Source organism: Enterobacter cloacae complex sp. P1B (assembly GCF_014982345.1).
Classification (GTDB): Bacteria; Pseudomonadota; Gammaproteobacteria; order Enterobacterales; family Enterobacteriaceae; genus Enterobacter; species Enterobacter bugandensis.
This window is the reverse complement of the sequence record NZ_JADCLF010000001.1, coordinates 51,433-63,967: the sequence shown is the minus strand read 5'-3', so window position 1 is coordinate 63,967 and position 12,535 is coordinate 51,433. Positions and strand designations below refer to the sequence as shown.

Genomic DNA, 12,535 nt, shown 5'->3' with positions numbered 1-12,535 from the left:
AATGGCTCATTACCTGAGTTTATTTGTGCGCGCGGTGTTTGTTGAAAACATGGCGCTCGCTTTCTTCCTGGGCATGTGTACGTTCCTTGCCGTTTCTAAAAAGGTCTCGACGGCATTTGGCCTGGGCGTGGCGGTCACCGTTGTGCTGGGGCTTTCGGTTCCGATTAACAACCTGGTGTTCAACTTCGTGCTGCGGGACGGCGCGCTGGTGGAAGGCGTCGATCTTAGCTTCCTGAACTTCATCACCTTCATCGGGGTGATTGCGGCGCTGGTACAAATCCTGGAGATGATCCTCGATAAGTATTTCCCGTCGCTGTACAACGCGCTGGGGATCTTCCTGCCGCTGATCGCGGTGAACTGCGCCATCTTCGGTGGCGTCTCGTTTATGGTTCAGCGCGATTACAACTTCAGTGAATCGGTGGTGTACGGCTTCGGTTCCGGTATCGGCTGGATGCTGGCGATTGTCACTATGGCGGGGATCCGTGAAAAAATGAAATATGCCAACGTGCCTGCGGGGCTGCGTGGCTTAGGGATCACCTTTATCACCACCGGCCTGATGGCGTTGGGCTTTATGTCCTTCTCTGGTGTGCAGCTATAAGGGCTAACAGATGGAAATTATTCTTGGCGTGGTGATGTTCACGCTGATAGTACTGGTGCTGTCAGGGCTGATTCTGGCGGCGCGCGCAAAGCTGGTTAATTCCGGGGATGTGATCATTGATATCAATGACGATCCGCAGAACCAGATCCGCACTCCGGCAGGGGACAAGCTGCTTAATACGCTCTCGGGCAACGGGATTTTTGTCTCGTCAGCCTGCGGTGGAGGCGGCTCATGCGGGCAGTGTCGTGTGACGGTGAAAGAGGGGGGCGGTGATATTCTGCCTACTGAACTGTCGCATATTACGAAGCGTGAAGCGAAAGAGGGGTGCCGCCTGGCGTGCCAGGTCGCGGTGCGTCAGAACATGAAGATTGAGCTGCCGGAAGAGATTTTCGGCGTGAAAAAATGGGAGTGCGAGGTTATCTCGAACGATAACAAAGCCACGTTCATTAAAGAGCTCAAGCTGCGTGTCCCTGAAGGGGAGAGCGTCCCGTTCCGTGCAGGTGGGTATATCCAGATTGAGTGTCCGGCGCACACCGTGTCCTATGCGGACTTCGACGTGCCCGATGAGTACCGGGCCGACTGGGATAAATTTAATCTCTTCCGCTTTGTTTCCGAGGTAAAAGAGCCCGCGCTGCGCGCCTATTCCATGGCTAACTACCCGGAAGAGAAGGGCATTATCATGCTCAACGTGCGTATCGCCACGCCGCCGCCAAACGTGCCTGACGCGCCGCCGGGCGTGATGTCGTCGTATATCTGGTCTCTTAAGCCAGGCGACAAGGTGACGATCTCCGGTCCGTTCGGCGAGTTTTTTGCTAAAGATACCGACGCCGAAATGGTCTTTATCGGCGGCGGTGCGGGTATGGCCCCTATGCGCTCGCACATCTTTGATCAGCTCAAGCGTCTCGGCAGCAAGCGTAAAATCAGCTTCTGGTACGGTGCGCGCTCGCTGCGCGAAATGTTCTACGACGATGAGTTTGAACAGCTGGCGTGTGAGAATCCGAACTTTACCTTCCACGTGGCGCTCTCCGATCCGCAGCCGGAAGATAACTGGACGGGCTACACGGGATTCATTCACAACGTGCTGTATGAAAACTACCTCAAACAGCACCCGGCACCGGAAGACTGCGAGTTCTATATGTGTGGTCCGCCAATGATGAACGCCGCCGTGATCAAGATGCTCAAAGATCTCGGCGTGGAAGATGAAAACATCCTCCTTGATGATTTCGGAGGCTGATTATGTTGACCTTTCTGGCAACCTTTGCGGTGTTTTTGCTGGTGGTGTTCGGTATGTCTTTAGGCTGGATCATCAAGCGTAAAAGCATTCAGGGCAGCTGTGGAGGTATCTCTTCCATCGGAATGGAAAAGGTGTGCGACTGCCCCGAACCATGCGATGCACGCAAAAAGCGCATGGCCCGGGATCAGCAGAGGATCATCTAGGAAAAGGCCGCTTCGTGCGGCCTTTATCATTTATTTTGCCCAGCTTTTGGCTTTGGCTGGTGAGTCTACAAGAACCCCTTCGGCACCCAGTGTTTTCGCCTTCTGGTAATCCTCTTCAGAGTTCACGCCGATAAAAATCAGATGGGCATTGCCCTGAGAGCGGAAGCAGTCAACGGCCTCTTTGTCCCACGTTAATGTTGCAGGAGAGACACCTTCGCCTAAGGTGAATTTCTCGACCACTTCTACTTTTCGGTTTAACTCAAGCCCATACCAGTAATCGTCCATTTTTTGTGAAGGAGGCAGACATTCGTGGCTCAGGGAAATCGTGGCCAGACGCGTGCGGGTTTCGCTGCGCGTGACAAAGCGGGGGATTTCGACAGGCAATGCTTCCATATAGCGATCTTCGGTTGAATAAACGCGAACGCGATTCAGGCTGTTGGTCTCTTTCAATACGTTAAGCAGCGCGTTGCCCATGTTCGCCGGATCGGCATCCGGAGATTTGATATCAATAAAAAACCGCGTATCTGGCCAGGTGCTCAGCACCGACTTCAGCGTCGGTATCGGGGAATTAAGCAGGTTTTCCGGCAGGCCCTTATCTTTCCACTTCACGCTGGCATCCGCCTTTGCCAGTTCTTCAGCGGTATACTGTGACACCTTTCCCTGCAAATTGGTTAACGCTTTCAGATCGGCAGGTCGATAGAGAACCGGTACGCCATCCCGACTTAACTGCACGGTAATCCAGACGATATCTGCTTTGTTTTCGAGGGCGAGCTTAATGGCTGGCAGGGTATTTTCAGGTGCATCCGCAGTCCCGCCCCGGTGGGCAACGATCGCAGGGCTAGCAGATGCAGCACTCGCCAGAAACAGTAACGAAATCGGGAGAATTTTCTTCATGAATAATTACGCTCCATTGATTTTCTAAATGTATGTATATAAAGGTTTTATTACGAATGTTTGTAACACGTTTATATGACAACCGTGAGTAAGGAAAATAGCTGACGCATTTTTTGCCTTTTGTTATACTGTATATAAATACATGTGTGGTATGACCGATGCGCAAAATAATCCATGTCGATATGGACTGCTTTTTTGCCGCAGTGGAGATGCGTGACAACCCGGCGCTGCGGGATATTCCCATCGCCATTGGCGGCAGCCGCGTTCAGCGCGGTGTGATCAGCACCGCCAACTATCCTGCACGCAAATTTGGCGTGCGCAGCGCCATGCCGACGGCGATGGCGCTGAAACTGTGTCCGCACCTTACTCTTTTGCCAGGGCGCTTTGACGCCTATAAAGAAGCCTCAAACCATATACGCGAAATCTTCTCCCGCTACACCTCACTGATTGAACCGCTTTCGCTGGACGAAGCCTATCTGGACGTCACCGACAGCCTGCATTGTCACGGCTCCGCTACCCTGATGGCGCAGGAGATCCGCCAGACCATTTTCAACGAGCTGAATCTCACCGCGTCGGCAGGCGTCGCGCCGGTAAAATTTCTCGCCAAAATTGCTTCCGATTTAAATAAACCCAACGGCCAGTACGTCATCACCCCTGAAGAGGTCCCGGCGTTTTTAAAAACGCTGCCGCTTGGCAAAATCCCCGGCGTAGGCAAAGTCTCCGCCGCGAAGCTGGAAAGTATGGGGTTACGCACCTGCGAAGATGTGCAGCGAAGCGACCTGGCTATGCTGCTCAAGCGCTTTGGGAAGTTTGGCCGCGTGCTGTGGGAGCGCAGTCAGGGCATTGACGACCGCGATGTAAACAACGAACGGCTTCGTAAATCGGTCGGGGTTGAGCGCACGCTGAGCGAAGACATCCATGACTGGTCGGAATGCGAAACCATTATTACGGAACAGCTCTATCCAGAGCTGGAGCGACGCCTGATCAAAGTAAAGCCTGATTTACTGATTGCCCGACAGGGCATCAAGCTGAAATTTAACGACTTTCAGCAGACGACGCAGGAGCACGTCTGGCCGCGCCTGAACAAAGAAGATCTTATCGCAACAGCGAAAAAGGCGTGGGAAGAACGACGAGGCGGACGAGGGGTGAGGCTGGTGGGACTGCACGTCACGCTGCTGGATCCGCAGCTGGAGCGTCAGCTGGTTTTGGGATTGTAGATTACACTCATCGTAGGCCCGGCAAGCGTAGCGCCGCCGGGCAACAGACGACAAATTACTTCGCAGGAATCGCCTTCAGCAGTTCCGTCAACAGCGTCCAGTAATGGCCGACACTTTCAATATGAACCTGCTCATCCGGCGAGTGTGGACCGGTAATGGTTGGCCCGATGGAAACCATGTCCATGTCCGGATACGGCTTCTTAAACAGACCACATTCCAGACCCGCGTGGATCACCTGGATGTTCGGGGTGCTGTTGAACAGACGCTGATAAGTTTCACGCACCAGCGCCATCACCGGAGAGCTTGCATCCGGCTGCCAGCCAGGGTAGCTGCCTTTGGCGGAGGTTTTCGCGCCCGCCAGCGCACCCAGAGATTCCAGCATGCTTACTACATACTCTTTACCGCTGTCGATCAGGGAGCGGATCAGGCAGATAATTTCCGCGCTGTCGTCGTTCATGGTCACCACGCCCACGTTCAGAGAGGTTTCCACCACGCCTTTCGCCACGTCAGAGTTGCGAATCACGCCGTTTGGCGTCGCGTTCAGCAGCTGAACGAAGCTGTCGCGAGACTGCGCGGTCAGGGCGGCTTTATCCGTAGACACGGATTCCAGCACCACGGTCAGGTTCTTCTCTTTCGCCGACAATTCGTTTTTCAGGATATCCAGGTAGATGCTGGAGAGTTTTTTCAGCTCGTCCGCTTTCGCCGCTGGCACCGCAACCGTGGCAAAGGCTTCGCGTGGGATCGCGTTGCGCAGGGTGCCGCCGTTGAAGTCCACCAGACGCAGGTCCAGCTCGGCCGCGTGGCCCGCCAGGAAGCGCGCCAGCAGTTTGTTGGCGTTACCCAGGCCCAGGTGAATATCACCGCCGGAGTGGCCGCCTTTCAGCCCTTTCAGCGTCAGCTTGAAGGTCTGGAAGCCAGCAGGGATCGCTTCGCGTGACAGCGGCAGGGTAGAGATGAAATCAATCCCGCCCGCGCAGCCCATGTAGATCTCACCTTCTTCTTCGGAGTCGGTGTTGATCAGGATATCTGCCTGCAGCCAGTTCGCCTGCAGACCGAACGCGCCGTCCATGCCCGCTTCTTCGGTCATGGTCAGCAGCACTTCCAGCGGACCGTGTTCAACGCTGTCGTCAGCCAGCACCGCCAGCGCAGAGGCCATACCGATGCCGTTGTCCGCGCCCAGGGTGGTGCCGCGCGCTTTTACCCAGTCGCCATCGATGTACGGCTGGATTGGGTCTTTAGTGAAGTCGTGAACGGTGTCGTTGTTTTTCTGTGGCACCATGTCCAGGTGCGCCTGCAGTACAACCGGTTTACGGTTTTCCATGCCTGCAGTAGCCGGTTTGCGGATCAGAATGTTGCCAACCTGGTCGCGCTCTGCGTGCAGACCTTTTTCCTTCGCCCAACCCATAATATGTTCGGCAAGCTGTTCTTCATGGTAGGAAGGGTGTGGAATGGAGCAAATTTTGGCAAAAATATCCCACAGCGGCTGCGGAGATAATTGAGACAGTTCAGACACGATAAGTCTCCTTGTCGAGGCGCTGCAAACAGGGTTGCAGGCCACAGGGTTAGCAGGTTAATAGTTACCACAAGACAGGCTTGCGAGATGCAACTGAGAATACCACTTTCTCTGCTGGCTGGTAGCATAAAGCATGTAAAAACTCAGGCAGGGAGCGCTAAACACTGGTTTTTAGTGCGCCAGATCTCTATAATCTCGCGCAACCTATTTCCCCCTCGAACACTTTTTAAGCCGTATAAAAACAGGCTGGGACACTTCACATGAGCGAAAAATACGTCGTCACCTGGGACATGTTGCAGATTCACGCACGCAAACTGGCTGCGCGTCTGATGCCTTCCGAACAGTGGAAAGGCATTATTGCCGTCAGCCGTGGCGGTCTGGTACCGGGGGCGCTGCTGGCACGTGAGCTGGGTATTCGTCATGTCGATACCGTCTGCATCTCCAGCTATGACCATGATAACCAGCGTGAGCTGAAAGTGCTGAAACGCGCTGAAGGCGACGGTGAAGGCTTCATCGTTATCGACGATCTGGTGGACACCGGCGGTACTGCGGTCGCTATTCGCGAAATGTACCCGAAAGCGCACTTCGTGACGATCTTCGCTAAGCCAGCGGGTCGCCCACTGGTTGACGATTACGTCATTGATATCCCACAGGATACCTGGATTGAACAGCCGTGGGATATGGGCGTGGTCTTCGTACCGCCTATTTCAGGCCGTTAATTTCAGTACGTAACTTTACACGCCCGGCTATGCCGGGCGTTGTTCTTTTTATCCCGCCACGCGTTACAATGGGCACTATATGACGTATCCATGGAGGCAACGCAATGACGCAGGCGAATCTCACCGAGACTCTCTTCAAACCCCGTTTCAAACACCCTGAAACGTCGACGCTGGTCCGTCGGTTTAATCCGGGAACCATGCCTGCCGTCCAGTCTGCGTTAGACGGTAAAAACGTGCCCCACTGGTATCGCATGATTAACCGCCTGATGTGGATCTGGCGCGGTATCGATCCCCGTGAAATCCTCGACGTGCAGGCGCGTATCGTAATGAGCGAGTCGGAGCGTACCGACAGTGAGCTCTACGACACGGTGGTGGGCTACCGGGGCGGGAACTGGATCTACGAATGGTCTAAACAGGCGATGCTCTGGCAGCAAAAAGCCAGCCAGGAAGAGGATGCCACGCGAAGCGGCAAGCACTGGCTGCATGCGGCCAACCTCTACGCCATCGCCGCCTATCCGCATTTGAAAGGGGATGAGCTGGCCGAGCAGGCTCAGGCGCTGGCGAATCGTGCCTATGAGGAGGCTGCTCAACGTCTGCCGGGTCAGATGCGCGAGCTTGAGTTCGCCGTTCCGGGCGGTGCGCCCGTCACCGGGTTCCTGCACATGCCTGAAGGCGACGGCCCGTTCCCGACCGTGCTAATGTGCGGCGGGCTGGATTCCCTGCAAATCGACTATTACAGCCTGTATGAGCGCTACTTCGCACCAAAAGGGATCGCGATGCTGACGCTCGATATGCCTTCTATTGGATTCTCATCGAAGTGGAAGTTAACGCAGGATTCGAGCCTGCTGCACCAGCATGCGCTTAAAGCGCTGGAAAATGTTCCGTGGGTTGACCACACCCGCGTCGCGGCGTTCGGCTTCCGTTTTGGTGCCAACGTTGCGGTGCGTCTGGCTTACCTTGAATCTTCACGTCTGAAGGCCGTCGCCTGCCTGGGCCCGGTGGTTCACGCCCTGCTCAGCGATCCTGCCCGTCAGGGCAGCGTGCCGGAGATGTATCTGGACGTCCTTGCCAGTCGACTTGGCATGCATGATGCCTCAGACGAAGCGCTGCGTGTCGAACTCAATCGCTACTCGTTAAAAACGCAAGGGTTGCTTGGACGCCGCTGCCCGACGCCGATGCTGTCCGGTTTCTGGAAAAACGATCCGTTCAGCCCGGAAGAAGAGTCGCGCTTAATCACTTCGTCATCTGCGGATGGCAAATTGCTTGAGGTGCCGTTCAGCCCGGTGTATCAGAATTTTGACAAAGCCTTGAAAGAGATCACGCGCTGGATCGCCCAGAGAGTGTGTTAATAGATTGCTAAATTTCGCTGGTTTGGTAAAACAGTGGCTTCACAAAAGGAGATCGCAATGACGTTACCGAGTGGACACCCGAAAAGTAGGCTGATCAAGAAATTTATGGCTCTCGGCCCGTATATTCGAGAAGAGCAGTGTGAAGAGAATCGCTTTTTTTTCGACTGCCTGGCTGTATGCGTCAACGTGAAGCCTGCACCCGAAAAACGTGAATTCTGGGGCTGGTGGATGGAAATGGAAGCAGAGGAGACACGTTTTACGTATAGCTATCAGTTTGGCCTGTTTAACAAAGACGGCAACTGGCAGGCTACTACCATCAAAGATCAGGAAGTGATCGATCGCCTGGAATACACCCTGAAAGAGTTCCACGACAAAGCGAGCGCGCTGCTGGCCACCCTGGACCTTAAGTTCGAGCCAGCGGATGACTTTTCCAGCGAAGCGGTGAAGCTGACCGCGTAATGGTTTCTCCCTCTTCCTGTGGAAGAGGGCTGGGGTGAGGGCAGCAGACCGCATTTACCCTGGGCAAAAAAATCCCGGCTTGTATGCCGGGATTTTCTTATTTGGATAATCTTAGAACTGATACGTCACACCCAGCGCAACGATATCATCGCTGCTCACGCCCAGCTTATTATCGTCGTCAATCTGGTTGATTTTATAATCAACAAACGCGGACATGTTTTTGTTGAAGTAATACGTGGCGCCCACGTCAATATATTTCACGATATCTTCGTCGCCAATGCCTTCGATATCTTTACCTTTGGACTGTACATAACCCACGGATGGGCGCAGACCAAAGTCAAACTGATATTGTGCAACCACTTCGAAGTTTTGCGCTTTATTTGCAAAACCACCGGAGATAGGGGCCATATTGCGGGTTTCAGAATAAATAGTGGCCAGGTAAATATCGTTCGCGTCGTATTTCAGACCGGTTGCCCAGCCCTCGGCTTTTTTACCTTCACCGCGCGCCTGCAGGTTCTGCGCGTTGGTGCGATCGGAGCTGGCATAAGCACCAATGACGGAGAAATCGCTGCCGCCGAAGTCATAGGCCAGAGACGTACCAAAGCCGTCACCGTTCTGCTTTTTCACGTCGCGGTTTTCGTTTTTGCCCTGGTACTGCAGGGTCATATCAAGACCGTCTACCATGCCAAAGAAGTCGGTATTGCGGTAGGTGGCCAGTCCGGAGGCACGTTTCGTCATGAAGTTGTCGGTCTGTGCCAGGCCGTCACCGCCGAACTCAGGGAACATATCGGTGTATGCCGCGACGTCATAAAGCGCGCCCAGGTTACGGCCGTAATCCAGTGAACCAAAGTCTTTCAGTTTAATACCGGCGAACGCCAGACGTGTTTTCTGCGAGGAGTCGCTTTCAGCTTTGTTACCTGCGAATTCAGCTTCCCAACGGCCGTAGCCCGTCAGCTGATCGTTAATCTGGGTTTCGCCTTTAAAACCGAAACGAACGTAAGTCTGGTCACCATCTTTGGTGTCATCATCACTGATATAGTGCATAGCTTTCACTTTGCCGTACACGTCCAGTTTATTACCGTTTTTATTATAAACTTCTGCTGCGTGAACAGATGCGGAAGCCACCACGCCCATAACCACTAATGCCAGAGTGCTCTTTTTCATTTTCGATCCTGTCTTATAAACGCGCTTTAAAAATTCGCTGGACGATAAGCTGATGCTTAAGTCCCGTGAAAAAACAGGAAGGGTTTTATCGTTCTGGAATGAAACTTTTATGACAAACTAAGAATAATTTTAAAAAACTGTGATTTATTATTACGGTAATAAATTTGTCAAATTCTGCCGCTACGCTTCCTGATCCCGCGCAACAAAGTGCCTGGTGATGCACTAAGGCAGTTGGCAACCGGGCTGACTCCTGTTAAAACGTTCGTTCGACATTACTTTCCCTTATCGTTGAACGGCAGAGAATCATGAGTGACAGCCAGACGCTGGTGGTAAAACTCGGTACCAGTGTGTTAACAGGCGGATCGCGCCGCCTAAATCGCGCCCACATTGTTGAGCTTGTACGCCAGTGCGCTCAGCTGCATGCCGCAGGGCACCGTATTGTGATTGTGACCTCCGGGGCGATTGCCGCCGGGCGTGAACACCTGGGTTATCCCGAACTCCCCGCGACGATCGCCTCTAAACAGCTGCTGGCCGCCGTGGGACAAAGCCGACTCATTCAACTCTGGGAACAGCTGTTCTCTATCTACGGTATTCACGTCGGGCAGATGCTGCTGACGCGTGCGGATATGGAAGACCGGGAGCGCTTCCTGAACGCCCGCGATACCCTGCGCGCGCTGCTGGACAACAATATTGTTCCCGTTATCAACGAAAACGATGCCGTTGCCACCGCTGAAATAAAAGTGGGCGATAACGATAACCTCTCTGCGCTGGCCGCCATCCTGGCCGGTGCCGATAAACTCCTGCTTCTGACCGATCAGCAGGGGCTGTTCACCGCCGACCCGCGCTCCAACCCGGAAGCCGAGCTGATTACCGATGTTCATGGTATCGACGATGCCCTGCGCGCCATCGCCGGTGACAGCGTGTCCGGCCTCGGAACGGGCGGGATGGGGACCAAGCTGCAGGCCGCCGACGTGGCGTGCCGCGCCGGTATCGACACCATCATTGCTGCGGGCAGCCGCCCTGGCGTGATTGGCGACGTGATGGAAGGCATTTCCGTCGGCACCCGCTTCCACGCCCAGGAATCCCCGCTGGAGAACCGCAAGCGCTGGATCTTTGGCGCGCCGCCTGCCGGTGAACTCACCGTTGATGAAGGGGCAACCGCGGCGATTCTGGAACGAGGGAGTTCATTGCTTCCTAAAGGAATTAAAAGCGTGACAGGCAACTTCTCCCGTGGTGAAGTGATCCGCATCCGTAACCTGGAAGGTCGCGACATCGCGCATGGCGTAAGCCGCTATAACAGCGATGCCCTGCGCCGCATTTCGGGCCACCACTCGCAGCAGATCGACGCTATTCTGGGCTATGAATATGGCCCGGTTGCCGTGCATCGCGATGACATGATTATTCGTTAAGGAGCCAGAACATGCTGGAACAAATGGGCGCAGCCGCGAAGGCCGCCTCTTACAAACTGGCGCTCCTTTCCAGCCGCGAGAAAAACCGCGTGCTGGAAAAAATCGCTGATTATCTGGAAGCACAGTCTCAGGACATTTTGCTTGCCAACGAGCAGGATCTGCTGGAAGCGCGTCGAAACGGCCTGAGCGAAGCGATGCTCGACCGCCTGGCGCTGAACCCGGCGCGTCTTAAAAGTATCGCCGACGATGTCCGTCAGGTTTGTAATCTGGCCGACCCGGTAGGGCAGGTGATTGACGGTGGGCTGCTCGACAGCGGTTTGCGTCTGGAGCGTCGCCGCGTGCCGCTCGGCGTCATCGGCGTGATTTATGAAGCCCGTCCGAACGTGACGGTTGACGTCGCTTCCCTGTGCCTGAAAACAGGTAATGCCGCCATTTTGCGCGGTGGGAAAGAGACCTGGCGCACCAACGCCGCGACGGTGAAAGTCATCCAGCAGGCGCTGGAAGAGTGCGGTTTGCCGGCGGGTGCCGTGCAGGCGATTGAGAGCCCTGACCGCGCGCTGGTCAACGAGATGCTGCGCATGGACAAATACATCGACATGCTGATCCCACGCGGTGGCGCGGGCCTGCACAAGCTGTGCCGCGAGCAGTCGACCATTCCGGTCATCACGGGCGGCATCGGCGTATGCCATATCGTGGTAGACGACAGCGCCGAAATTGAGCCAGCGCTGAAGATTATCGTCAACGCCAAAACCCAGCGTCCAAGCACCTGTAACACCGTGGAAACGCTGCTGGTGCACCAGGGGATTGCGAGTACTTTCCTGCCAGTCCTGAGCAAACAGATGGCGGAGAGCGGGGTGACGCTTCACGCTGATACCAATGCCCTCGCGCTGCTCCAGGGTGGCCCGGCTAGCGTGGTTCCCGTAAAAGCGGAGCAGTACGACGACGAGTTCCTGTCGCTGGACCTGAACGTGAAGGTGGTTGCGGATCTCGACGACGCTATTGCGCACATTCGTGAACACGGCACGCAGCATTCTGACGCGATCCTGACGCGTACGCTGCGCAATGCCGATCGCTTTGTGAATGAAGTGGATTCCTCTGCGGTATATGTGAACGCCTCCACCCGCTTCACGGACGGCGGCCAGTTCGGACTTGGCGCAGAAGTGGCGGTCAGCACGCAGAAACTGCACGCGCGCGGTCCGATGGGCCTTGAAGCGCTGACCACCTATAAGTGGATCGGCTTCGGTGACGATACTATTCGTGCGTAAATAGTCACGGGTGATGCAAAAATAGCCGTTTGATTCAAAAGGGCATTGACGCATCACCCGGTTAGATCTAACCTTTTGCCCCGTGGTTACACTCGTAACTGGCCTTTCAGGGCCGATATAGCTCAGTTGGTAGAGCAGCGCATTCGTAATGCGAAGGTCGTAGGTTCGACTCCTATTATCGGCACTCACACAACAAAATCCTATAAAAACACTGATTTAAGGCGATTATCGCTCTCAAGGTATAATCTTTTTTTAAGGGATTCTATGACCAACAGTTGCCGCTATGGTTAACAGTGGCTACTCAGGGATGTGAGCACGTAGCGGCCTGTAGTTGTAAAGCTCGAACAGGTACAAAGCGTGAACAGTCCCCACGAACCGCTATCAACTCGAAGCTGATGACGCTGCCAACGTCTCTAAATCCTCCCGAAACAGATTGATCACACGCATTTAAGCCCGATGTGCGGCCTTGTGGCTGCGTAAACAGGTGAATAGTGGTAATGCTCCGGTAGCT

12 protein-coding genes and 1 tRNA gene are annotated in these 12,535 nt (G+C 54.6%); 10 read left to right on the top strand and 3 right to left on the bottom strand.

Annotation, left to right across the window (positions count from 1 at the left end; all coding sequences use genetic code 11):
- Position 1: 1 nt before the first annotated feature.
- The 3 genes from nqrE to nqrM are packed head-to-tail and all read left to right on the top strand — an operon-like array spanning position 2 to position 2,035.
- Positions 2–598: an NADH:ubiquinone reductase (Na(+)-transporting) subunit E gene (gene nqrE / locus INF77_RS00300; protein WP_003863217.1), complete on the top strand. Its 597-nt coding sequence runs from the start codon at positions 2–4 to the stop codon at positions 596–598.
- A gap of 10 nt (positions 599–608) precedes the next feature.
- Entirely contained in the window at positions 609–1,832 is a 1,224-nt protein-coding gene (gene nqrF, locus INF77_RS00295) for an NADH:ubiquinone reductase (Na(+)-transporting) subunit F (RefSeq protein WP_193532788.1), read from the top strand.
- 2 nt (positions 1,833–1,834) lie between these two features.
- Entirely contained in the window at positions 1,835–2,035 is a 201-nt protein-coding gene (gene nqrM, locus INF77_RS00290) for a (Na+)-NQR maturation NqrM (protein ID WP_041911135.1), read from the top strand.
- Between the two features lie 30 nt (positions 2,036–2,065).
- On the opposite strand, the gene INF77_RS00285 is transcribed toward nqrM, so the two are convergent.
- The gene (locus INF77_RS00285) at positions 2,066–2,929 is read right to left on the bottom strand and encodes a glycerophosphodiester phosphodiesterase family protein (RefSeq protein WP_193532787.1); all 864 of its coding nucleotides are present in this window, start codon (positions 2,927–2,929) and stop codon (positions 2,066–2,068) included.
- Positions 2,930–3,087: 158 nt separating this feature from the next.
- Here INF77_RS00285 and dinB point away from each other — a divergent pair, with 158 nt between their 5' ends.
- The gene (dinB, locus tag INF77_RS00280; RefSeq protein WP_041911133.1) at positions 3,088–4,146 is read left to right on the top strand and encodes a DNA polymerase IV; all 1,059 of its coding nucleotides are present in this window, start codon (positions 3,088–3,090) and stop codon (positions 4,144–4,146) included.
- Positions 4,147–4,201: 55 nt separating this feature from the next.
- Here dinB and pepD read toward each other — a convergent pair whose 3' ends face one another.
- Positions 4,202–5,659 (bottom strand): cytosol nonspecific dipeptidase, encoded by a 1,458-nt coding sequence (gene pepD / locus INF77_RS00275; RefSeq protein ID WP_193532786.1) that lies wholly within the window; start codon positions 5,657–5,659, stop codon positions 4,202–4,204.
- Positions 5,660–5,919: 260 nt separating this feature from the next.
- Between pepD and gpt the strand changes: the two genes are divergently transcribed.
- The 3 genes from gpt (at position 5,920) to crl (ending at position 8,186) form a co-directional block, all read left to right on the top strand.
- On the top strand, positions 5,920–6,378 hold the full coding sequence (gpt, locus tag INF77_RS00270; RefSeq protein WP_003863205.1) for a xanthine phosphoribosyltransferase: 459 nt from the start codon (positions 5,920–5,922) through the stop codon (positions 6,376–6,378).
- Between the two features lie 104 nt (positions 6,379–6,482).
- Positions 6,483–7,727, top strand: coding sequence for an esterase FrsA (gene frsA, locus INF77_RS00265; protein WP_028012084.1), 1,245 nt, complete (start codon positions 6,483–6,485; stop codon positions 7,725–7,727).
- A 57-nt stretch (positions 7,728–7,784) separates the two neighbouring features.
- Positions 7,785–8,186 carry a sigma factor-binding protein Crl gene (gene crl, locus INF77_RS00260; RefSeq protein WP_193532785.1) on the top strand — a complete coding sequence of 134 codons (402 nt, stop codon included), beginning with the start codon at positions 7,785–7,787 and terminating at the stop codon, positions 8,184–8,186.
- Between the two features lie 111 nt (positions 8,187–8,297).
- Here crl and phoE read toward each other — a convergent pair whose 3' ends face one another.
- Positions 8,298–9,350 carry a phosphoporin PhoE gene (gene phoE / locus INF77_RS00255; RefSeq protein WP_028012086.1) on the bottom strand — a complete coding sequence of 351 codons (1,053 nt, stop codon included), beginning with the start codon at positions 9,348–9,350 and terminating at the stop codon, positions 8,298–8,300.
- 305 nt (positions 9,351–9,655) lie between these two features.
- Here phoE and proB point away from each other — a divergent pair, with 305 nt between their 5' ends.
- The 3 genes from proB (at position 9,656) to INF77_RS00240 (ending at position 12,208) form a co-directional block, all read left to right on the top strand.
- On the top strand, positions 9,656–10,759 hold the full coding sequence (gene proB, locus INF77_RS00250) for a glutamate 5-kinase (protein ID WP_193532784.1): 1,104 nt from the start codon (positions 9,656–9,658) through the stop codon (positions 10,757–10,759).
- 11 nt (positions 10,760–10,770) lie between these two features.
- Complete coding sequence (gene proA / locus INF77_RS00245; protein ID WP_193532783.1) at positions 10,771–12,024, top strand: glutamate-5-semialdehyde dehydrogenase; 1,254 nt, start codon at positions 10,771–10,773, stop codon at positions 12,022–12,024.
- 111 nt (positions 12,025–12,135) lie between these two features.
- A tRNA-Thr gene (locus INF77_RS00240) sits at positions 12,136–12,208 on the top strand.
- Positions 12,209–12,535: the final 327 nt, after the last annotated feature.

Excerpts from the sequence above, each read along its gene's own strand:
- nqrE (WP_003863217.1), top strand. The coding sequence starts at position 2 with ATGGCTCATTACCTGAGTTTATTTGTGCGCGCGGTGTTTGTTGAAAAC.
- nqrF (WP_193532788.1), top strand. The coding sequence starts at position 609 with ATGGAAATTATTCTTGGCGTGGTGATGTTCACGCTGATAGTACTGGTG.
- nqrM (WP_041911135.1), top strand. The coding sequence starts at position 1,835 with ATGTTGACCTTTCTGGCAACCTTTGCGGTGTTTTTGCTGGTGGTGTTC.
- INF77_RS00285 (WP_193532787.1), bottom strand. The coding sequence starts at position 2,929 with ATGAAGAAAATTCTCCCGATTTCGTTACTGTTTCTGGCGAGTGCTGCA.
- dinB (WP_041911133.1), top strand. The coding sequence starts at position 3,088 with ATGCGCAAAATAATCCATGTCGATATGGACTGCTTTTTTGCCGCAGTG.
- gpt (WP_003863205.1), top strand. The coding sequence starts at position 5,920 with ATGAGCGAAAAATACGTCGTCACCTGGGACATGTTGCAGATTCACGCA.
- frsA (WP_028012084.1), top strand. The coding sequence starts at position 6,483 with ATGACGCAGGCGAATCTCACCGAGACTCTCTTCAAACCCCGTTTCAAA.
- crl (WP_193532785.1), top strand. The coding sequence starts at position 7,785 with ATGACGTTACCGAGTGGACACCCGAAAAGTAGGCTGATCAAGAAATTT.
- phoE (WP_028012086.1), bottom strand. The coding sequence starts at position 9,350 with ATGAAAAAGAGCACTCTGGCATTAGTGGTTATGGGCGTGGTGGCTTCC.
- proB (WP_193532784.1), top strand. The coding sequence starts at position 9,656 with ATGAGTGACAGCCAGACGCTGGTGGTAAAACTCGGTACCAGTGTGTTA.
- proA (WP_193532783.1), top strand. The coding sequence starts at position 10,771 with ATGCTGGAACAAATGGGCGCAGCCGCGAAGGCCGCCTCTTACAAACTG.